Raw genomic sequence first — 19039 nt, forward strand, 5'->3', positions numbered from 1 at the left:
CAACCCCGCCCCCGTCGCCCACGGCGGCGGGGTAGCTGCTGTTTTTAGGCTAAAGCCAGGGCCACGGCGCCGGGTCGTCGTCCACGCGGTGGGGACGGGGCGGCGGGCCGATGCCGTGCGGCAGCGCCCCCGGCGCCTGCTCGATGGAGGCTCCAACCGTCGGCACCGTCGTGCTGCCTGCCAAGGGCAAGGGCTCGGGCGGCGGGGCCAGCACCTCATCGTGCGCTGGGGCCGCCTCCGGCGGCGATTTGGCCAGCCACACGTCGGCCATTTCGTGCTGGCTGCCATCGGTGCGCGTGAAGTGGGAGCGTGCCCCGATCCAGTTGCCCGCCTGCACCTCGTCGCTGGCGGTGGGGCGGGCATCCAGGCGCTCGATGCCCAGCGCGGCCAGGCTGTGCAGTTCGTCAGCCTGCGACACCCCGTCGTGGTTGGCGTCGACCCACACCCGCAGTTGGTCGAAGTGCGCGTCCTGGGCGTCGACGTCGCCATCGCCGTCGGTGTCCTGTTCGGCCAGAGCAACGTAGCCATCCGTGGCCCGCTGGCCGTTGGCCAGGCGGGTGCCCGAGCCGAACAGCTCTCGGCCATCGTTGATGAGGCCGTCGCCGTTGCGGTCGAGCGCCAGCAGCCCGTCGCCGCCCGTCACCCAGCCGAAGCGGGCGGTGACGCCATCGCCCAACAGGTCGAAGGCCACGCCCTGGGCGGCGCTCACCGTGCGCACGCCGTCACCGTTCAGGTCGAGCACCAGAGGGGTGGCCAGGAACAGGGCGTTGAGCTGTTGGGAGCTCATGGCCGCCAGTGCGTCGGTGTTGAAGGCCACGACCTGGGGCATGGTCATGGCCGCCAAGTCGGCGGTTTCCAGGCCCGGCACCTGGTCGCTGCGCAGCGAGAACACCTGGGCGGTGGTCAGGGCGCGAACCTGCGCGCTGCTCAGCACCTGCAGGGCTTCGGTGCCGAAGGCCGCGAGGTCTTGGGTTTCGATGGCGGTCACCTGTGCCGTGCTCAGGGCTTGCAGTTGGCGCGTGAGCAGGGTGGCCCAGTCTTCGGTGTCGAGCGCCGCAATTTGCGCGGTGCTGAAGGCGCGCATCTGCACGCTGGTCAGCGAGCGGATGTCGTTGGTGTCGAAGGCGGCCACTTGGTCGGTGCGCCAAGCCGCCACCTGGGCCGTGCTCATGCTGGCCAGGGCTTGGCTGCTGAGGGCCGCCAAGGCGTCGGATGCCAAGCCGGCGATCTGCTGCGTGCGCAAGGCTGTGGCCTGCGCGCTGCTCAGGGCCGACCATTGCTCGGTGTCCCAGCCCGCCAGTTGTTGGGTGCTCAGGGATGACAGGGCCGAGGTGTTGAGCGCACGCAGGTCGTCGGTGGCCAGGGCTGCCCACTGCTCGCTGCTCCAGCCTTTGGCCTGGGCCGAGCTCAACGCTGCGGCTTGGGCGGTGCTGATGGCTTCGATCGCGTCGGTGCGAAAGGCCGCCAGTTGGGCGGAGCCCCAGCCCCGCCAGGCGCCCACGCTCAGGGCTTGGAGGTCCTGGGTTTCGAGGGCGCCGATCTGCGCGCTGTGGAGGGACGCCACCTGCTGGCTGCCCAAGGCCGCGAAGGCCGCGGAGGAGAAGGCCACGAGCTCGTCGCTGCCCAAAGTGCGCAGCTGCGCGGTGCTCAGGCTGCCGGCTTGCGCCGGCGTGAGCCCGGCCCATTGATCGCTGGTGAGGGCGTCGAACTGGTCGGAGTTGAACCCGCGCAGCGCGGCCGTGCTCAAGGCGCCGATGGCTGTGCTGCTGAGGGCCGCGAGTTGGTCGGTGCGCAGCCCCAGCACTTGGTTCGACGTCAGCGCCGCGACTTGCGCCGACGTCATGGCTTGGAAGGCCAAGCCGCTGAGCAGGCCGATTTGGTCGGAACGCAAGGCGCGCAGGGCGGCGGGTTGCAGGGCCTGGAGGTCGTCGGTGTCCAGGCCGGCGAGCTGGTCGCTTCGCAGGGCCACCAGTTGTGTGCCGGTCAAGCCCCGGAACTGCTCGGTGCCCATGGCGTTGAGGGCGCTGCCATCCAAGCCGGCCAGCCATTGGGTGGCGATGCCCGACATCTGTGCGCTGGCCAGCTGATGGAGCGGTCCGGCGGCCAGGGCAGCGAACTGCGCCGAGTCCAGCCCGCGCCACGCCGCGGCGGTGATGGCGCGCAGGTCGTCGGTCTGCAGCGCCGCCAATTGGTCCGGCGTGAGGCCGCGCAGCTTGGTGGCGCTGAGCGCGGCGAACTGCTGGGTGCTGAGTGCGGCCAGGCTGTCGGTGCTGAGCGCGCCCAGGGTGCTGGCCCAGAACGTGACGATGCCTTGCGTGCCGATGGCGCGCAGGTCTTCGGTTTCCAAGGCCACGAGCTGGTCGCTGCGCAGGGCCAGCAGCTGCGCCGTGGTGAAGGCTGCGAACTGCGCGGTGCCCAAATCGTTCAAGTCCTGGCTGCCCAAGGCCGCCAGGGTGGCGGTGGGCAGGCTGCGCACCTGGGCCGAGCTCAGCCCCACCAACTGGTCGCTGCGCAAGGCGGCCCAAGCGTCGGTGCTGAGGGCGCGCAACGCTCCCGTGCTCATGCCCCGCAGGTCGTCGCTGTCCAACGCGGCGAGTTGCTCGCTGTTCAGGCTTCGCACTTGCTGGGTGCTCAGCGCCGCGGTTTGCTGTGAGCTGAGGGCGCCGACCAAGCTGGGCCCGAACAGCGCCAGCTGCGCGGTGCTGAGGGCGCGAATCACGCCGGTGCCCAGACCGGGCAGGTCGTCGGGCTGCAGGGCGGCCAGCTTGTCGGTGCCGATGCCGGGCAACTGGCTGGCCATCAGGCCCTGCAGCTGGTTGCTGGTGAAGGCGTTGAACTCGTCGGTGCTGAGCTGAGCGAGCTGCTGGCTGCTCATGGCCCGGAGGTGCTGCGAGCCCAACGAGCCGCGCTGCTCGGGGCTCAGGGCCGCCCACTGCGCGCTGGTCATGCCGCGCACGGCGGCGGTGTTGAGGGCGCGCCAGTCGTCGGCGTCGATGGCCGCCAGCTGCTCGGTGCTGAAGGCGCGCAGTTGGGCCGAGCTCAAGCCGGCCACTTGCACGCTGGTCAGGGCCTGCACTTGCTCGGTGTTGAGGGCGTTCACGTGCTCGGTGCGCAGGCCGCGGATGGCGTTCGAGGCCAGGCTTTGCACATCGGCGGTTTCGAGGGCGGCCACTTGGTCGGTGCGCCAGCCGGCCAGTTGCACGCTGGTGAAGGCGGCGAACTGCGTGGAGGACAAGGCGTTGATCTCGTCCGTGTCCAGCATGCGAAGCTGGGTGGTGCTCAGCCCCCGCACTTGGGCCGTGGTCAGGGACGACCATTGGGCGGCCGAGATGGCCCCCACTTGCTCGGTGGTGATGGCGCGCACCGCGGCGGTGTTCAAGGCGGCGAACTGCGCGGTGTCGATGGCCTGCCACTGGCCGGAGTTCAAGCCGCGCACCTGCGCGGGCATGAGGGCAGCCACCTGGCCGGTGCTGAACAGGGCCACCAGCTCAGTGGACAAGGCGCCCAGCGCAACGCTGCTGAGCGAGCGCACCGAAGCGGTGCCCAGCGCAGCGATGTCGTCGGTTTGCAAGCCTTGAACCTGGTCGCTGCTCAGGCTGGCGATTTGGGTGGAGCGCAGCGAGCCGATTTGCGCGCTGGACAGGTGGGCGAGGTCGCTGCTGTCGAACGAGCGCAGTTGGGCGCTGCTCAAGGCCTGCAACTGGCGCGAGCTGAGCGCCAGCATCTGCTCGGTGCTCAGCGCGTCCAGCCGGTCGGTGGCCAAGGCGCGGATGCCCAGCGTGGAGATGGCGCGCAGGTCTTGCGTCTCCAGCGCCGCCACTTGCGCGGTGGACATGAACGTGAAGGCGCGCGAGGGCAGGGCAGCGACCTGTTGGCTGGTCAGCGCCACGATTTGCGCGGTCGAAAACGCGGCCCAGTCCTCGCTGGTCAGCCGGGCAAGGAACTCGGTGCTGAGTTCGGGGATTTCCTCCAGGATCAACTGGGAAATCACGGAGGCCATCGCGGAAGCGCCCTGCTGCTGAATTCGTGGGGGGCGGCCACCGATCCTCGGCACCGCGCCCGCGGACTTTAGGCTTGAAGCCCGGAAATGGGGAGGGATGCAGGCTCAGTTCTGGACCCAGTGGCAGTGAAGGATTTGGCGCCGGGGTCGGGATTGACGGTTGGGACGGTTCTGACCCGGGCTCAGCCGCGCGCCACAGGTGCGCGCCGAGCCGAGTGCCCGCAGGCGCCGCCGACAATCCGCCGCCGAATCCTCCTCTCTGGCGGTCCCTGCCGCTCCCTTGCATGGCAAAGCTTTTTTGGCGCTACGGCGCGATGGCCGCGGGCAAGACCCTGGCCCTGCTGGGCGTGGCCCACAACTACGAACGGCTGGGGCGCAGCGTGGTGGTCTACACCGCCGCCATCGACGACCGCTACGGCGAAGGCACGGTGGGCACGCGCCTGGGCCTGCAGCGCCCCGCGCGCACCTTCGCCACCGACACCGTGTTCCAGGCCTCCGACCTGCCGGCGGGCACCGCCTGCGTGCTGGTGGACGAGGCGCAGTTCCTCACGCCCGAGCAGGCGCGGCAGTTGCACCAGATCGCGGTGCTGGGCGGCGTGCCGGTGATTTGCTACGGCCTGCGCACCGACTTCCGCGGCGAGGGCTTTGCCGGCGCCCTCGCGCTGTCGGCCCTGGCCGACCAACTCGAGGAGCTGAAGACCGTGTGCGCCTGCGGCCGCAAGGCCAGCTTCAACATGCGGGTGGACGCCGAAGGCCGCCGCGTGAACGAGGGCGACCAGGTGTCCATCGGGGGCGATGCGGCCTACATCGCCGTCTGCCCCCACCGCTTCTACACCGACGCCTGCCGGCCGTGATGCGCTTTGCCTTGTTGCTGCTGGCCGGCCTGAGTGTCAGCGCGGGGGCGGGGGCCGGCCCCACGCCAGCCCCCACCCGGGTGGAAATCGACGGCCTGCTGGCTGAGTTGCGCAGCGCCCAGTGCCGCTTTCAGCGCAACGGCAGCTGGCACACGCTGGACGAAGCGCAGCAGGTGCTGACCTACAAGCTGAAAAAGATCGAAGAACGAACGACCCTGGCGCGCACCGAGGACTTCATCGACCAAGCCGCCACCCGCAGCAGCACCACCGGCCAGCCGTACCAAGTGCAGTGTGGGCAGGGCGCCGTGGAGCCCGCGGGCCCCTGGCTGCATGCGGCCCTGAAGCGCGTTCGCGCCGTCAGCGCGCGGTGAAGCCGCCGTCGATCACGAACTCCGCGCCGGTGACGAACTTCGACTCGTCGCTGGCCAGGTAAACCGCGCACCAGGCGATGTCGTCGGGCTCGCCCATGCGGCCCAGCGGGTGCGCAGCGCCCGCGGCCGCCTTGGCGGCTTCCAGGTCGGGGCTCACGGCCTTCAGGTGGTTTTCCACCATCGGCGTCCAGATGTAGCCCGGGTGGATGGAGTTCACCCGGATTTGCTCGGGCGCGTACTGCATCGCGTCGTTCTTGGTCATCAGGCGCACGGCCCCTTTGGAGGCGTGGTACGGCGGCACCGACGCCAACCCCACCAAGCCCGCGATGGACGACAGGTTGACGATGCTGCCGCCCCCCGCGCGCCGCAGGTGCGGGATGGCGTGCTTGGTGCCGAAAAACACGCCCTTGACGTTGACCGCCTGCACCCGGTCCCACTCGGCCTCGGTGGTTTCGTGGGTGGGCTGGCTGGCGCCCGCGATGCCGGCGTTGTTCACCAGCACGTGCAGGCCGCCGAAACGTTCTGCCGCGGCGTTCAATGTCGCCTGCACCTGCGTTTCTTTCGCCACATCGCAATGCCAGTAGGCGATGCGCCGGCCCTGGGCGGTCAGCCGGTCCACCAGCGCTTGTCCCTCGGGGTCGAGCACATCCAGCACCGCCACCGCCGCGCCTTCGTCGCTGAAGCGCTGCACGCAGGCCGCGCCAATGCCCAAGGCCCCGCCGGTGACGGCGGCCACTTTCCCTTGCAATCGGTTCATGTCGATCTCCTGGGCCGGGTGGCCCTGACGTGATCAACAGCCTAGGGCTTGGGCATGCTCGCGGTGTTGATGTGACGCAAGCTCTAGGAGGAGGGCGGGTGCTGCCGCAAGCACTCGTCCGACACGGGTGGTGCGGCCGTCGTGTGCCACATCGGCATCGGTTCAGGGGCCTGCCACCGATAGTCGGGGTGGAGCAGGCTGCGGTGGCCTTCCATGCCAGGCCAAGCCACGCCCAGCACCTCGCCCAGCAAGGGCCCCCAGCCATCGGCACGGAAGGGTCGCTGTCCCAGGCCAGCGGGCCACGGCCCCTGGTCCGGGCTGCGCCACATCAACAGGGGAATGCGGTAGCCCGATGCCGTGCCTGGGCTGTGGCCAGCATGACGGAAGGTGTGTCCCACTTCCTGACCATGGTCCGACACGAACATCCAATGCGTGGGCCGAGACCTCGAGGCCGACACGGTGATGTCCAGGGTGCGGGCCACCACGCTGGTGTGAAAACGCACCGCCGCGTCGTAGTCGTCCCGTTGCCGGCGCAGCCAAGCGGGTCGTCCCAGCTGTGTCATGTGGCAGCGCACGGCGTCGTTGGCGTCGGCAAAAACGTCAGCGCCCTCTGGAAAGCGTACGTGGTAATGCTGATGGGCGCCCAGAATGTGCACCACGATCAGCTTGCGGGGCGATGGATCGTCCAGGGCGGTTTGCAGGGCCGGCAACACCACATCGTCCAGCGAGCGTGTGCTGCGACCCGGCACGCGGTTGCGCATGTCCAGCACGTCGGCCATCCGGCCGTGCAGGTTTTTGATGGCCAGGTCGTCGTGGTTGCTGATCCACCAGACCTTGTAGCCTGCGGCGCGAGCCAGGGCCAGCACATGGTGTTCGCCTTGTGGACCCTGGAGCCACATGGATGCCAAGGCCGGCACGGTGCTGGCGTCGACCGACCAAGCCTCCTCCACCTTGACCCATTGCGCGCCCCAACGCGCCTGGTGGGCCGCCAACTCGGGAGCGGTGGCGCGTGGGTAGCCATAGACCTGCAGGTTGTCGCGGTTGATGCTGTCGGTCAGCACCACGACCAGCGTCGCGGGCCCTGGGCCTGCGACCTCCACCTCTCGCTGTGCGCGCTCGATCCAGCCTTGCCGGCGGTGCGCCAAGTCGCGCCATTCGTTTTGCAGACGGGCCACTTGTTCGCCCCAGTGGGTCCAAAACACCGCCGGATGCAAGCGTCTGGAGGGCTTCAGCGCGTAGGGCAACAGCGCCAACACCAAAAGGCCGATGGCCCACGCACGCCCGGGCAGCACCCGGCGTTGCTCCAGCGGACCGGCCAAGGCCCAGGCCAAAGCCAGCATCGACAGCAGGGCGGCCAGCAGCCACGGCAAAGCTTGGCGGGCATGGCTTTGCAGGTACTCCCAGGATTCACCTGGCGTCGCGTTGGCCATGGCGGTGACGACCACGCTGCTGTCGGGAGCCGCCCCGTAGGTGTGCTGAAGGAAGGCGCGCGCCCAGGCGTCAAGCACGAAGCTCAGCAAGCACACCCCCACGCCCCAGCGCAGCACGGGCCACGGGCGTTGAAAGGGCCAGAACCACACGACCCAAGCCGGCGCCAGCAGCCAGGCCATTTGCACCGCCCGAGGTGGCGCGTGCCCCCATGCCAAAGCCAGCACAGGCATCAGCAGCACCAGGGCGGCGCGCACGAGGGACACCGAGGCCGGGGCGCGCAGCCTGTCCGTCACCACGACAGCCCACCGACCAAGGTGATCACGCCCACCACCGCAAAAATGCCGGCCGCGATGGCGTGCACCAGCCGCATCGACACCTTGCGGGCGATGGCCTCACCCATGAACACCGCGGGCACGTTGGCGGCCATCATGCCCAGGGTGGTGCCCGCCACCACGGCCAGCCAGTCGGGGAAGCGTGCCGCCAGGGCCACGGTGGCGATTTGGGTTTTGTCGCCCATCTCCGCCAGAAAAAACGCCAGCACCGTGGTGACGAAAACGCCCCAATGGCGCTCGCTGCCGGGCACTTCGTCGTCCACCTGGTCGGGCACCAGCATCCACACCGCCATGGCCAAGAAGGACAGCCCCAGCACCCAGCGCAACACGTCGGGGCCCATCGCGCGGGCCACCCAGGCGCCCACCGCACCCGCCAGCGCGTGGTTCAACACGGTGGCCAGCAAGATGCCCGCCACGATGGGCCAGGGCTTGCGGTACTTGGCGGCCAGCACGATGGCCAAGAGTTGGGTTTTGTCTCCCATTTCACCCAAGGCCACGACCCCGGTGGAGACGAGAAAAGCTTCCATGACCGAACACTCCAAGGACCCGTCGACGCAATGACCACCCGCCGCCCGGTCCTCACCGGCGGCGCGTGGTCAAAGGTCTTGCCGGGCGGTGGTGCTGCTGCTGGCGCCAGGGTCTGCGGACCCAGTGTGTTGACGCAAGCCTCGGTGCGTTTTGGCGCGCCGAGCGGCTACTCCCCAATGACTCGGGCTGCAGTCTAGGCTAGCGCGACCATGTGGGCCCAGGCCTGACCCTATCCTGAAGCAGCGCCTGCACACCCAAGCTGGCAGGTCCGAGGGCCACTGCGGCAAAGGCCCAGCCTATGCCACCACCGCTGCGCCGCCGCGAAAGGGCAAGGGCCAGTAAACCGCTCAGCACACTGAGCGCGAGCGCAATCCCGAGTACTCGAGGGCTGCGTGGCGGCGTTTCGGCGAGCAGATGAGCGCTGCCGAACTGCCGCTCCAGCCACTGCTTGTAGTTGCCGATGAGGGTACTTATGGCTGGTGCAACCAGCCAGTCGGCCCAGACGAACCAGTCCGGGAAGTCGGGCTTCAGCGGTCGATCGAGGAGGGCGTGCAGCCGCCCCTGGCCATCAATGTGCCAAAGGCGAAGTCGAGGCTGGCTGGGCTGCAGATGTCGGCCTTCAACCATGGCCAGCAAGGCATCGTCGCGCTGAGCATGGCGGCTGAGCGTGAAGTGTTCTGTCTTGCCAAGCCCTTGCGGCAGTGCCAGCTGCCATTGCGTCCGGCCCTGCGCATCCAGCCCTAGCAGCGCCTGCGTGCCGATCAGCAATTGCGCACGGCCCTGCCTTTCAAGCGCCTGCAGAGCGCCGGCCGAAGCCGGCAGTTCCATGGCCAGCGTCAGACAGTCGTTTCCCGGCTGAAGTCGCCATAGCCGGTTGCCTACGCCGACCGCGCCACCCAGCAGCAAGGGCGGGTGGTCAAAGGCCGGCGTGTCCTGGGCCTGCTCGGTAAGGCAACCCGCGCCCAGCCAACCGAGCTGGCGTCCCCGTGGGTCCTGGACCCGGTAGCGCATCGTGTCGTGGCTGAAGAGCAGGGTCCAGCCGCGCTTGGGATCACTCCAGTTCAAGCCACCCGCGCGAGGCGCGGCCGGCTGGTGGCGTTGCGGCAGGCTGGTGCCGGGGTAGCGAACGTGCAGGTGGTCGGCCTCGTCCAGTTGCGCCGCCGTCCAGGTCGCCGGCAACACCGGCAAGGCTTGCTTCCAAAGTTCTGTGGCATTCAGCCTGCGCCAGTGCTCGAACTGCTCCGGGTTTTCCGGCGCCTGCGATGGATGGGTTCCGATCAATGCGAGCATGCCCTGCACAAGGATTTGCAGCAGCATCTGAAGCAGCCAGGCGAAGGCGATTAGCAGTGGCAGGCCCTGCAGCAAACGTGAGCCCAAGTGCTGCGGCGGAGCAGCCAGGTCGGGCCTGAAACGATCGAGCAATACGGCCAGCAACAGCAGATCGAATGCAATCATTGGCAAAAGCAGCCACGGCAGGGGGATGTAGTCGAACAGCAGCAGCGGCGCGAATGGCAGCAGCGGCAGCCCTCGCCAGAGCGGGCCTAGCAGGGCCGCAGCGCCGGTCAGATAACCGCAAAGCGAAAGTAGCAGGGCGTGCACGGCCAGTCCTGCATGCAAAGTGTCAATTGGTTGACCCATGAAGATCATGATGGGCAGCGCCAGCACGATGGGAAGCAACACCGTCTGCAGCATTACCAGGCTGCCAGCGCCGGCCAGTGCCGCCCCTATGCGAACTGGCGAAATCGGCCGGTGCAAGAGGCTCAGCCAGCTGCTAGGCCGCCTGTGCCCTTGCATCTGCCAGGCACCGAACAGCATGCCGGAAATCATGTACACCGCGCCAATCAGGGTCAGAAAGCTGAGACTTTGCTGGGGCAGCTTGAGCAGCCGGGTCAAGTAGATGAGCAGCAGCAGGTGCGCGAGGCCAACACCCAGCGCGGGCAGGCGGTAGCGACGCCATTCGGCGCGCAGCAAATCAAGCATGGAGCAGTTCTCCGGCAGGGCGCGCATGGCGTTGGCTCAGCAAGGCGTTGATCGTGCGGTCCAGGCCCACGGGCATGCTCGCCATGCGTGCGGCGCCGCGGGCTTGCAGCGCATGTCGCACCGATCCCTCGCTCTGATCTAGGAAAAGCAGCTCGGTCAGCGCCCCTAAGGGCTGACTGCAAAGCAGACCGGGCAGATCCTTGAGTTCCGGGCTGCGAAAGGGAAATTCCACTTGCCAAAGACTGACGCGTTCGCACAAGGCCTCGGGCGTGCTCTGGTAGCGCAGTCGGCCGCGCTCGATGACGATCAACTGCTCGGCAAGGCGTTCGATCTCGTCCATTAGGTGCGAGCAGTAGATGACAGTGCAGTCCTGCTCCAGCCCTACGCGTAGCAGTGCCTCAAGGAACGCGCGCTTGGCCACCATGTCCAGGCCCAGAGTGGGTTCGTCGAGGAGCAGAAGCTCCGGTCCTTGAGCGAGCGCCAGGGCCAGGCTTAGGCCGGCGCGTTCACCGCGTGATAGCTGAGCGACGCGCTGATCGGCTTGCACCTGAAAGTAGGCCAGCACTTCGTTGAGCGGTGCATCCGACCAGCGCGCAGCGTACTGGCGACGCTGCAGCGCGATCAACTCGGCGACGCGCATCCAACTCGGAAGCTGATGCTCCTCGTTGACGAAGCCGATGCGCGCGCGGTCTTCGGCACGTAGCCCTGCACTTTCGAGCCCTAGTACTCGGGCGCCGCCGGAGTCCGGCGTCATAAAGCCCAGCAAGATACGGAATAGGGTCGACTTACCGGCTCCGTTGGCGCCGACGATGGCGTGCACGCCGCCGCGGGCTACACGCAGGTCCAGAGCATCAAGCGCCAGCTTGGTACCAAAGCGGCGGCTCAAATTGCAGGTCTCGATCACCCAATCGCTTCTCGTGCTCATCCCGCCCGCCTGGCGCCAAACGGGCGAAGCTCGTCGAGCATGCGTTCGCAGACTTGCTCCGGACTGAAGTCCAGGCCGATTACATCGTCCACAAAGCGACTGCAAGCAGCATTCAGACGACGCTGCTGTTCGGCCTGGCTGAGGCGTTCTCGGGCCACGGCGACGAACAGGCCTAGACCGGGGCGCGATTCCAGCCAGCCCTCGGCGCAGAGCTCGGCATAGGCTTTGGCCACGGTGTTCGGGTTGATCACCAGTTGCTGCGCAAGTAAGCGAACGCTCGGCAGGAGTGCGCCGACTGGCAGTTCGCCGGCGGCTACCTGGCGGCGTACGCCATCGACGATTTGCCGCATCAGCGGTCGAGCGTCGCCTGGCTGAATCTGTAGCAGCAGGGGAGTGGGTCGTGTCATGCTGTTCTAACCGTACTAATATATGTAGTACAGCATAAGCGACTGAGGCTGACTTGGCAAGTGCAAACACTCAGCGCTTGCATAGGCTGGTGGTGCGCGCTGCCATGAACTGTCTAAGGTCACCGAATTCGACGCGCCTCAGGCGCCAACTCAGGTCGCTGCAGCCAATTCAAGAACCTGCTTGAGCAGTGCTCCGATCGGTTTTGACACTCTGTTTGCCGGCCGCCGCCCCACTCAGCCTTGAGTCAGGGCATCCTCTGGGTCATTCGAGCCGGGAAGCGGCGCCTCACGAACAGATCGGTCACCTCTTGCAGGCTCAGGTACCGGCCGGCGCGCCCTTCTCGGCCCATCACCTTCAGCAACACCGGCCACTCGCCGACCATCAGCGTGCGATCGATGTAACGGCTGCGGCCGGCAGCGCGCTCGAAGTTGGCATCCATGTAGGTGGTGAGCGCTGCCAGGTCCAGGCCCGGCTCCGCCGCGCCATCGTGCGGCAGATGCTCCGTCGCAAACTCGGCGAGCCTTGCCAATTCGCTGGCATCAATGCCGCCGTGGGTGTCCAGGATGCCGGAGCCCACGCCCTTTTTGTCGAGCGGCCCACCGCGCAAAGCATTGAGCTGCAAGCCGTGCAGTTGGGCTTCGAGGAGCGCCCCGGGGCCTAGGCCATTGCCCACCGAGGCGATCGCGTAGATGGCGGCACGGGGCAGCACCGGCTGGCCATCGCCCGCACTGGCTGCAGCCGCCACAACGGCCGCCACCTTGGCCAGCGGTTCTCGTGCGTCGGCCAGCTTGCCCGAGGCCACAAGGGCGCGCAGGAAGGGACAGGGGTTGTTGACCGACACCGGCTGCTGCATCTCCAACTTCTTGACCACGGCGCCTCCCGAAATGGAGATGGATGCTGATGGCTGCCCAGGTGCGTCGTCAGTGCGCTAGCGGTCGCGCTGCGAGCGCCGCGACTCGCGCAGCGTGAACAGGTACAGGCTTTCGACCTTGGCGCGCGCCCAGGGGGTTTTGCGCAGCATCTTGAGGCTGGAGTTCAAGCTGGGCTCCACCGCAAAACAGCGCAGCGGGATGCGATCGGCCAAGCCGTCCCAGCCGTAGAAGTCCACCAGGTCCTCCAGCATCCGGGCCAGGGTCAGGCCGTGCAGCGGGTCTTTGGAGGCGGCGGGCGTGTTCATGCGGGGCAGGTTCCGTTCAGGCCAAGGTCAGCAAGTCGTTCGGCGTGGCCAACAGGCGCTGGGCTCCCGCCTGTTCCAGCTCCAAGCGCGAGCCGTGGCCCCACAGCACACCCACCGAGGCCAGTCCGTGGGCCTGGGCAGCTTGCACGTCAACGGCGCGGTCGCCAATCATGGTGGCGCACCCACCGATGGCACCGCTCGCCAAGAGTTCGCCCAGCTGCTGGGCTTTGGCCACGCCCACATCGCCCCCGCTGACGAAGTCGAAGTGCGCGCGCAAACCGAACAGGGCGAGGATCTGTTCGCAGAAGTCCACCCGCTTGGAGCTGCACACACCCAAACGGCGACCGGCTCCGCGCAGCGCGGCCAGGGCGTCCGGGATGCCGGGGTACAGCCGGTTCTCGGCGTAACCCACCTCGGCGTAGCGCTCGCGGTACGCCGCGACCAGGGCGCTGAGGTGCCCGGCGTCGTCGACGCCCGTCAGCGCCCGAAACGACACGTCCAGCGGCGGGCCGATGACGAAAGAAACCTGGTCGGCGCGCAGCGGCGGGTGGCCGTGGCGCCGCAAGGCGAAGTCGAAGCTCTTGCCGATGCCCTCGGCCGGGTCGCTCAAGGTGCCATCCAGGTCGAACACCAGCACTTCGCGGGGGGCTGTGCCTGGAGGAATGGGGGTCTGCATGGGGGGCATTGTTCCTGGGGTCGGCCCATACTGGCTGCTTCTGATGTTTCGTGGGATTTGCCATGACGATTTGCCCCATTGCCGTGGTCGCGGGCTGCGCCAAATGCCCTGCCTTCAAGGTGTGCCCGCTCAAGAGCGTGCTCGGCGACCAAGCGCCCAAGGGCGAGGCCGCCCCACCCAAGAAGCCCAGCATCCCGAAAAAGCCTTGAGACCCCTCACGATCGGCCACCCCCTCTGCAGCCCATGACCGAACCCTCCGACTACACCCCGCCCGCGGTATGGACCTGGGACACCGGCAGCGGCGGTGCCTTCGCCAGCATCAACCGGCCGGTGGCGGGTGCCACCCACGACCAAGACCTGCCCGTGGGCCGTCACCCCTTGCAGCTGTACTCACTGGCCACGCCCAACGGTGTCAAGGTCACGGTGATGCTGGAAGAACTGCTGGCCTTGGGCCACACCGGTGCCGAGTACGACGCCTGGCCCATTCGCATCGGCCAGGGCGAGCAGTTCGGCAGCGGCTTCGTGGCCATCAACCCCAACTCCAAGATCCCCGCCTTGCTCGACCGCAGTGGCCCCGCGCCGGTGCGCGTGTTCGAGTCGGGCGCCATCCTGGTCTACCTGGCCGAGAAATTCGGCCATGCCCTGTTGCCCACCGAGGGCGCGGCACGCGCCGAAACCTTGAGCTGGCTGTTTTGGCAAATGGGCAGCGCGCCTTTTCTGGGCGGCGGCTTCGGCCACTTCTACGCCTACGCGCCCACCAAGCAGGCGTACCCCATCAACCGCTATGCCATGGAGGTAAAGCGCCAACTGGATGTGCTCAACCGCCTGCTGGCCGAGCGCCCCTACCTGGCGGGCGAGGCCTACACCGTGGCCGACATCGCCACCTGGCCCTGGTACGGGCAACTGGTGCAAGGGCAGTTGTACGGCGCCGCCGAGTTCCTCAGCGTGCACGAGTACGTCCACGTGCAGCGCTGGGCCGAGGCCATCGCCCAACGTCCGGCGGTGCAGCGCGGTCGCAAAGTCAACCGGCTGTTTGGCGAGCCGGCCAGCCAGTTGCACGAGCGCCACGACGCGAGCGACTTCGACACCCGCACGCAGGACAAGATGGCTTGAAAGGGCGGGAGCCCCGGGTCGGCATTCGGAGTCCGCCCCGGTCTTTAGTTGATTTGGAAATAAGCAAGCGCAAAAAGCTTCGTTGAACTCATGAATGGGCGCGGTCAGACTGGCCGGCCGCGCCCAGCCAGGGCGCCCCCCAGGACGCTGGCCATGAACTTTCAACAACTGCGCTCGGTGCGCGAAACCGTGCGCCAGGGTTTCAACCTGACGGCGGTGGCCGACACCCTCCACACCTCGCAGCCCGGCGTGAGCCGGCAGATCAAGGAGTTGGAGGACGAACTGGGCGTGAGCTTGTTCCGTCGCTCGGGCCGCCGTTTTTTGGGCTTGACGCCACCGGGCGAGGTGGCGTTGCCCATCATCGAGCGCCTGCTGCTGGAGGCCGACAACCTCAAGCGCGTCGGTGATGAGTTCGCCGCCTGCGACGCTGGCACCCTGGCCGTGGCGGCCACGCACACCCAGGCCCGGTACGCGCTGCCCACCGCGGTGCGCGACTTCCGCGACCAGCACACCCAGGTGGCGCTGCACCTGCAGCAGGGCTCGCCGCGTCAAATCGCCGAATGGGTGCTAAAGGGCCAGGCCGATCTCGGCGTGGCCACTGAAGCTTTGGCCGATTACCCCGACCTCGTGACCCTGCCTTGCTACCGCTGGACGCACGTGGTCGTGGTGCCGCCCGAACACCCATTGGCGCAAGCCCAAGCGCGGGGCGAGGCCCTCACGTTGGAAGCGCTGGCCCGCCACCCCCTGGTGACCTACGAGCCCGGCTACACCGGCCGCAGCCACATCGACGAAGCCTTCCAGCGTGCGGGCCTGCGCTTCGAGGTGGTCCTCTCGGCCATGGACGCCGACGTCATCAAAACCTACGTGGACTTGGGCATCGGGGTTGGCGTGGTGGCCTCGGTGGCCATCGACGACGCTCGCGACCGCCACCTCGTCGCCATCGACGCCGGCCACCTGTTCGCCCTCAACACCACGCGGGTGGCGGTCAAGCGCGGGGCCTACCTGCGCAGCTACGTGCTGGATTTCATCCAGACCTTCGCCCCCACCCTCACCCCCGAGGTGGTGCTGGCGGCCATGGACAGCCCGCCTGGCACGGTGATCGATCTCTGATCGGCGGCAGGCGCATGACCAGGAGCGCGGGGGTCGCAATTGGTGCCCTGGGCCGGAGCGGCCCCGCCAACAACAACGGCTTGAGCGTGCCCCGGGTCGTTCAGGGTGATTTCGAAGCCCAGGCGGCGGGCGCGGTAGGGCGCAGCTCGTAGCACGTGCTCGCGGTCGTTCTGCTCGAAGGCCTCCTGCTCGGCCTCCTCGTCGCCCGGCCCTTTGGTGAGCATGACTCAGCTCTGCCGCGCCAGATGGTGTGCCGTGGCCTTGATGGCCTTGGGGCGATCCATTCGGACCCAAAACCGCCGGTGGTCAGTGCCGGGATGCGTGCAGCCCGGTACAGCGCTGTGGCCCGTGCTGGCCCTGCAGGCAGCGCAGCACATCAATGCCGACCACCTCATGTCGGCGCGAATCCAAATCTGAGCAGCCGAACGAATGAGCCCGGGGCAAGGGCGCAAGCTTTTGGTTTGCCTCGCCCTCCAGAGGGGCTGGCGCCGCCCCTTCCCACGGGGTGATGGGCAGGAGCAACCCAGCTACACGGGCCGGAAGAAACCTTCGAGTTCGGGCGCCAGTTGCCGAAGGGGCAACTGGACGAATCCCTCGTCCAGCATCTGCAGCCGCTCGATGCCGTCCAGCCGAAATGTCCGGCCGGCCGCTGCGTCGCGATCCAATCCCAGCAAATACCAAGCCGGGTGGTTGAGCAACAAGCACTGCGGCTCCACTCGGCGCAGCGAGAGGCGTTGATCACGGGCCCTGTAATGGAACTGAACGACCCGCGACGAGATGAAGGCTTCCTGCAGCAGCTGGGTCTGGCCTGCGTCAGGCTCGTGCCAAGTGCGGCGAATCGATTCTGATGCTGGGCGGCCCACCAGGATGCGCTCTCGCAGCCGCTGCACGTGGGTTCGTTCGGTGGGGGCGAACGTGGACGACAGCCGCTGGCGCAGGCTGGCGAGCCCGCCGCCGAGCATGGGCAGGCCCAGCGATTCGGCGACGGCGAGCGCGAACAGCATGCCAATGGCCTCGCGGTGAGAGAGCCGGATACTGGGGAGCGCACTCCGGGAACCGATGCGAATCCCGCCGCCACGGCCGACGTCCGAGTCGATGGCCACGCCAGCCTCGCGCAGGGCTGCCACCGCCCGCCGTACTGTGCGTAGGCTCAAGCCCGAACGCTGCGCCAGCAACTGCCCCGTCCAGACCTGACCGTCGCTCAGGAGACCCGTGATTCGATCGGCAGCTGTGGTGCCCATGGCTCAATAGTGCCATGAGTTGGCATCAATGGAGGAGACCATTCCGACTCCCTCAACTCACTGGATGTCGGTTGCTTGCATGAATCCGACACGGGGGCGACTCAGCAAACTTCAAGTGCGAAAGGGCCGGATCAATAACTCAAACGTTGGGCCGCATAGCCAACACCCGAGGGGCTCGCTCTGCCCCTTCTGACCCGGGCTGCGGCATGTCAGTCTTTGACATCTTTTGCTAGGATCAGCTGTCCTTTCGAAGGGGTGAACCATGGGAATGAACGTCAACCTGACGCCTCAGCTTGAAGACTTGGTTCGAGCCAAAGTCAGCTCCGGTCTGTACACGTCTGCTAGCGAAGTCGTGCGAGAAGCTCTTCGCCTCATGCAGGAGCAGGATCGTCTACGCGAGGCGAAGCTCGAAGAGCTTCGCCGTGATGTCCGGCGCGGCCTGGAGAGTGGGGCCAGCGCAGATTGGAACGCTGCAGAGGTCAAGGCTACGGCTCGGGCGCGGCGCACCTCCAAGGCAGGCGCCGCCTGAATGGCCAAGGCAACTCGTCGCCCGCAAGCCGCCGCGGACATACTCGACATTTGGGACTTCATCGCCGACGACAGCTTCGTCGAAGCAGACCGTTGGGTGGATCGTCTGGACGAGAAGCTCAGTCTCTGGGCAACGCAACCACTCATCGGGCGCCCACGTGACGAACTTGCGTCCGGTCTTAGAAGCATGCCGTTCGGCCGCTATGTGGTCTTCTTCATACCAACGCCCGACGGAATCGACGTTGTTCGCGTTCTTCACAGCTCGCGAGACACTGATCACCAGTTTCCGCAGTAGCCCGATGCGGCCTCTCAAGAAAATCCCTCCAAGTAGTTGATTTCATTGACCTGATTTGTAACGGCCTGGGCCCCGCTCAGGCCGTTGTTGTTTGTGGCGATGCCCCGGCCAAGGGCACCCGATTCAGCCCCAACTGCTGCGCCCGCCGGGTGAGGTTGGCCACCACCCGCTCGCGGTATCGCTCCTCGCAGTACGCCTGCCCCTGGTCGGCGTAGGGCTGGCCTCGGGTCAACATCGCGTCGATCAGCCGGGCCAGCTTGTGCGCTGCCACCGCCCGCCGTACTGTGCGTAGGCTCAAGCCCGAACGCTGCGCCAGCAACTGCCCCGTCCAGACCTGACCGTCGCTCAGGAGACCCGTGATTCGACCGGCAGCTGTGGTGCCCATGGCTCAATAGTGCCATGAGTTGGCATCAATGGAGGAGAGCATTCCGACTCCCTCAACTCACTGGAGACCGCCTTGGCCTCGACCCACACCTGCTTCGAAATCGTCCACTTCGCGTTTTTGCCCGACGTCACACTGGAGCGCCAGACGGAGGCCATGAACGCCCTGGGTGTCTGGGCTGCCACGCAGCCAGGCTTCTTGTCGCGGCAGAGCTTCCACGACCCCCAGCAGTCCCGCTGGACCGACGTGGTGGAGTGGAACAGCCTCGACCAAGCCACCGCCGCGATGGAGCGCAGTCAGCGCGAGCCCGCGCTGGCCAGCGTGATGGTGCTCATCGACCCTGCAACACTGCATGCTGGCCACTTCGAGAAGCGGATCTGACCGCATCCCTTCGCTGGCCCGCCGCCCTCAGGCGGCGGTCTCGAAGCGCGTGACGCGCCGGGCTTGCAGCCACACGCGGCTGCCTCGCTCCAGCTTCAGGCGCTCGCGCAGCGCGGTGTACTCGGTGCGGGGCAGTTCCACGTCGAGGTAGCCGTCGGCGCCCTCGCGCTTGAACTCGATGCGCGTCTGCGCGCCCACGGTCAGCGTTTGCGACAGCGTGGCGGCCCAAGCGCCCTCGGCCGGCTCGCCCAAGATCTCCAGCTCGTGCGGACGCACGTACACCACGTCGGCCTCGCTCGAGGGCGCGCCGGGGGTGTGGTCGGTGCGGCCATGGAACAGGTTCACGTCGCCCAGGAACTGCAGTACGAAGGGCGTGGCCGGGTGGTCGTACACCTCGTCGGGCGTGCCCACTTGCTCGATGCGGCCCTCGTTCATGACCACGATGCGGTCGGCCACCTCCATGGCTTCTTCTTGGTCGTGGGTGACGAACACGCTGGTCACGTTGTCAGTGGCCACTGAATACTCCCCATATCGGGCCATTCAAATTTCC

General features: G+C 67.3%; 21 protein-coding genes and 1 riboswitch. Of the genes, 8 read left to right on the forward strand and 13 right to left on the reverse strand.

The window, feature by feature from the left end:
- Positions 1 to 49: 49 nt before the first annotated feature.
- Positions 50 to 4000: a hypothetical protein gene (locus tag O9335_RS07115; RefSeq protein ID WP_298385690.1), complete on the reverse strand. Its 3951-nt coding sequence runs from the start codon at positions 3998 to 4000 to the stop codon at positions 50 to 52.
- Between the two features lie 284 nt (positions 4001 to 4284).
- Between O9335_RS07115 and O9335_RS07120 the strand changes: the two genes are divergently transcribed.
- Positions 4285 to 4854 carry a thymidine kinase gene (locus O9335_RS07120; RefSeq protein ID WP_298385693.1) on the forward strand — a complete coding sequence of 190 codons (570 nt, stop codon included), beginning with the start codon at positions 4285 to 4287 and terminating at the stop codon, positions 4852 to 4854.
- Positions 4854 to 5225, forward strand: a complete 372-nt coding sequence (locus O9335_RS07125; RefSeq protein WP_298385754.1) for a DUF5329 family protein — start codon at positions 4854 to 4856, stop codon at positions 5223 to 5225. Before O9335_RS07120 ends, O9335_RS07125 begins: the two co-directional genes overlap by 1 nt.
- Here O9335_RS07125 and O9335_RS07130 read toward each other — a convergent pair.
- The 9 genes from O9335_RS07130 to O9335_RS07170 form a co-directional block, all read right to left on the reverse strand.
- Complete coding sequence (locus O9335_RS07130; protein ID WP_298385696.1) at positions 5212 to 5982, reverse strand: SDR family NAD(P)-dependent oxidoreductase; 771 nt, start codon at positions 5980 to 5982, stop codon at positions 5212 to 5214. The genes O9335_RS07125 and O9335_RS07130 overlap by 14 nt on opposite strands.
- A gap of 83 nt (positions 5983 to 6065) precedes the next feature.
- On the reverse strand, positions 6066 to 7706 hold the full coding sequence (locus tag O9335_RS07135; protein ID WP_298385699.1) for a phosphoethanolamine transferase: 1641 nt from the start codon (positions 7704 to 7706) through the stop codon (positions 6066 to 6068).
- The gene (locus O9335_RS07140; protein ID WP_298385702.1) at positions 7703 to 8272 is read right to left on the reverse strand and encodes a TMEM165/GDT1 family protein; all 570 of its coding nucleotides are present in this window, start codon (positions 8270 to 8272) and stop codon (positions 7703 to 7705) included. The genes O9335_RS07135 and O9335_RS07140 overlap by 4 nt, the downstream gene beginning before the upstream one ends.
- Positions 8273 to 8285: 13 nt before the next feature.
- Positions 8286 to 8460, reverse strand: a riboswitch (yybP-ykoY riboswitch).
- 11 nt (positions 8461 to 8471) lie between these two features.
- Positions 8472 to 10280, reverse strand: coding sequence for a hypothetical protein (locus tag O9335_RS07145; RefSeq protein ID WP_298385706.1), 1809 nt, complete (start codon positions 10278 to 10280; stop codon positions 8472 to 8474).
- Positions 10246 to 11157, reverse strand: coding sequence for an ABC transporter ATP-binding protein (locus tag O9335_RS07150; protein WP_298385709.1), 912 nt, complete (start codon positions 11155 to 11157; stop codon positions 10246 to 10248). Before O9335_RS07150 ends, O9335_RS07145 begins: the two co-directional genes overlap by 35 nt.
- 17 nt (positions 11158 to 11174) lie before the next feature.
- Entirely contained in the window at positions 11175 to 11585 is a 411-nt protein-coding gene (locus O9335_RS07155) for a GntR family transcriptional regulator (RefSeq protein ID WP_298385712.1), read from the reverse strand.
- Between the two features lie 245 nt (positions 11586 to 11830).
- A complete protein-coding gene (locus O9335_RS07160) occupies positions 11831 to 12457 on the reverse strand; it encodes a hypothetical protein (RefSeq protein ID WP_298385715.1) in 627 nt (208 codons plus the stop codon).
- Between the two features lie 57 nt (positions 12458 to 12514).
- A complete protein-coding gene (locus O9335_RS07165) occupies positions 12515 to 12763 on the reverse strand; it encodes a VF530 family protein (protein ID WP_298385719.1) in 249 nt (82 codons plus the stop codon).
- 16 nt (positions 12764 to 12779) lie between these two features.
- A complete protein-coding gene (locus tag O9335_RS07170) occupies positions 12780 to 13439 on the reverse strand; it encodes an HAD hydrolase-like protein (protein ID WP_298385722.1) in 660 nt (219 codons plus the stop codon).
- 62 nt (positions 13440 to 13501) lie between these two features.
- On the opposite strand from O9335_RS07170, the gene O9335_RS07175 reads away from it, so the two are divergent.
- From O9335_RS07175 to O9335_RS07185, 3 genes are all read left to right on the forward strand, one after another.
- Entirely contained in the window at positions 13502 to 13648 is a 147-nt protein-coding gene (locus O9335_RS07175) for a hypothetical protein (RefSeq protein WP_298385725.1), read from the forward strand.
- A gap of 34 nt (positions 13649 to 13682) precedes the next feature.
- A complete protein-coding gene (gene yghU / locus O9335_RS07180; RefSeq protein WP_298385728.1) occupies positions 13683 to 14552 on the forward strand; it encodes a glutathione-dependent disulfide-bond oxidoreductase in 870 nt (289 codons plus the stop codon).
- Positions 14553 to 14705: 153 nt separating this feature from the next.
- Positions 14706 to 15662 carry a CysB family HTH-type transcriptional regulator gene (locus O9335_RS07185; protein WP_298385730.1) on the forward strand — a complete coding sequence of 319 codons (957 nt, stop codon included), beginning with the start codon at positions 14706 to 14708 and terminating at the stop codon, positions 15660 to 15662.
- A 527-nt stretch (positions 15663 to 16189) separates the two neighbouring features.
- Here O9335_RS07185 and O9335_RS07190 read toward each other — a convergent pair.
- Positions 16190 to 16903, reverse strand: coding sequence for a YafY family protein (locus tag O9335_RS07190; protein WP_298385734.1), 714 nt, complete (start codon positions 16901 to 16903; stop codon positions 16190 to 16192).
- A 268-nt stretch (positions 16904 to 17171) separates the two neighbouring features.
- On the opposite strand from O9335_RS07190, the gene O9335_RS07195 reads away from it, so the two are divergent.
- Together O9335_RS07195 and O9335_RS07200 are read left to right on the forward strand one after the other, a co-directional pair.
- A complete protein-coding gene (locus tag O9335_RS07195) occupies positions 17172 to 17432 on the forward strand; it encodes a type II toxin-antitoxin system ParD family antitoxin (protein WP_298385738.1) in 261 nt (86 codons plus the stop codon).
- On the forward strand, positions 17433 to 17726 hold the full coding sequence (locus O9335_RS07200) for a type II toxin-antitoxin system RelE/ParE family toxin (RefSeq protein WP_298385741.1): 294 nt from the start codon (positions 17433 to 17435) through the stop codon (positions 17724 to 17726).
- 76 nt (positions 17727 to 17802) lie between these two features.
- Here O9335_RS07200 and O9335_RS07205 read toward each other — a convergent pair whose 3' ends face one another.
- Complete coding sequence (locus O9335_RS07205) at positions 17803 to 18111, reverse strand: hypothetical protein (RefSeq protein WP_298385744.1); 309 nt, start codon at positions 18109 to 18111, stop codon at positions 17803 to 17805.
- Between the two features lie 72 nt (positions 18112 to 18183).
- Between O9335_RS07205 and O9335_RS07210 the strand changes: the two genes are divergently transcribed.
- On the forward strand, positions 18184 to 18489 hold the full coding sequence (locus tag O9335_RS07210) for a hypothetical protein (protein ID WP_298385747.1): 306 nt from the start codon (positions 18184 to 18186) through the stop codon (positions 18487 to 18489).
- A 27-nt stretch (positions 18490 to 18516) separates the two neighbouring features.
- Here O9335_RS07210 and O9335_RS07215 read toward each other — a convergent pair whose 3' ends face one another.
- Entirely contained in the window at positions 18517 to 19005 is a 489-nt protein-coding gene (locus tag O9335_RS07215) for a TOBE-like domain-containing protein (RefSeq protein WP_298385751.1), read from the reverse strand.
- Between the last annotated feature and the right edge of the window lie 34 nt (positions 19006 to 19039).

Source organism: Inhella sp. (genome assembly GCF_027532025.1).
GTDB lineage: Bacteria > Pseudomonadota > Gammaproteobacteria > Burkholderiales > Burkholderiaceae_C > Inhella.

Excerpts from the sequence above, each read along its gene's own strand:
- yghU (WP_298385728.1), top strand. The coding sequence starts at position 13,683 with ATGACCGAACCCTCCGACTACACCCCGCCCGCGGTATGGACCTGGGAC.
- O9335_RS07115 (WP_298385690.1), bottom strand. The coding sequence starts at position 4,000 with ATGGCCTCCGTGATTTCCCAGTTGATCCTGGAGGAAATCCCCGAACTC.
- O9335_RS07190 (WP_298385734.1), bottom strand. The coding sequence starts at position 16,903 with ATGGGCACCACAGCTGCCGATCGAATCACGGGTCTCCTGAGCGACGGT.
- O9335_RS07140 (WP_298385702.1), bottom strand. The coding sequence starts at position 8,272 with ATGGAAGCTTTTCTCGTCTCCACCGGGGTCGTGGCCTTGGGTGAAATG.
- O9335_RS07125 (WP_298385754.1), top strand. The coding sequence starts at position 4,854 with ATGCGCTTTGCCTTGTTGCTGCTGGCCGGCCTGAGTGTCAGCGCGGGG.
- O9335_RS07185 (WP_298385730.1), top strand. The coding sequence starts at position 14,706 with ATGAACTTTCAACAACTGCGCTCGGTGCGCGAAACCGTGCGCCAGGGT.
- O9335_RS07200 (WP_298385741.1), top strand. The coding sequence starts at position 17,433 with ATGGCCAAGGCAACTCGTCGCCCGCAAGCCGCCGCGGACATACTCGAC.
- O9335_RS07165 (WP_298385719.1), bottom strand. The coding sequence starts at position 12,763 with ATGAACACGCCCGCCGCCTCCAAAGACCCGCTGCACGGCCTGACCCTG.
- O9335_RS07120 (WP_298385693.1), top strand. The coding sequence starts at position 4,285 with ATGGCAAAGCTTTTTTGGCGCTACGGCGCGATGGCCGCGGGCAAGACC.
- O9335_RS07170 (WP_298385722.1), bottom strand. The coding sequence starts at position 13,439 with ATGCAGACCCCCATTCCTCCAGGCACAGCCCCCCGCGAAGTGCTGGTG.
- O9335_RS07205 (WP_298385744.1), bottom strand. The coding sequence starts at position 18,111 with ATGGGCACCACAGCTGCCGGTCGAATCACGGGTCTCCTGAGCGACGGT.
- O9335_RS07175 (WP_298385725.1), top strand. The coding sequence starts at position 13,502 with ATGACGATTTGCCCCATTGCCGTGGTCGCGGGCTGCGCCAAATGCCCT.
- O9335_RS07130 (WP_298385696.1), bottom strand. The coding sequence starts at position 5,982 with ATGAACCGATTGCAAGGGAAAGTGGCCGCCGTCACCGGCGGGGCCTTG.
- O9335_RS07145 (WP_298385706.1), bottom strand. The coding sequence starts at position 10,280 with ATGCGCGCCCTGCCGGAGAACTGCTCCATGCTTGATTTGCTGCGCGCC.
- O9335_RS07195 (WP_298385738.1), top strand. The coding sequence starts at position 17,172 with ATGAACGTCAACCTGACGCCTCAGCTTGAAGACTTGGTTCGAGCCAAA.
- O9335_RS07155 (WP_298385712.1), bottom strand. The coding sequence starts at position 11,585 with ATGACACGACCCACTCCCCTGCTGCTACAGATTCAGCCAGGCGACGCT.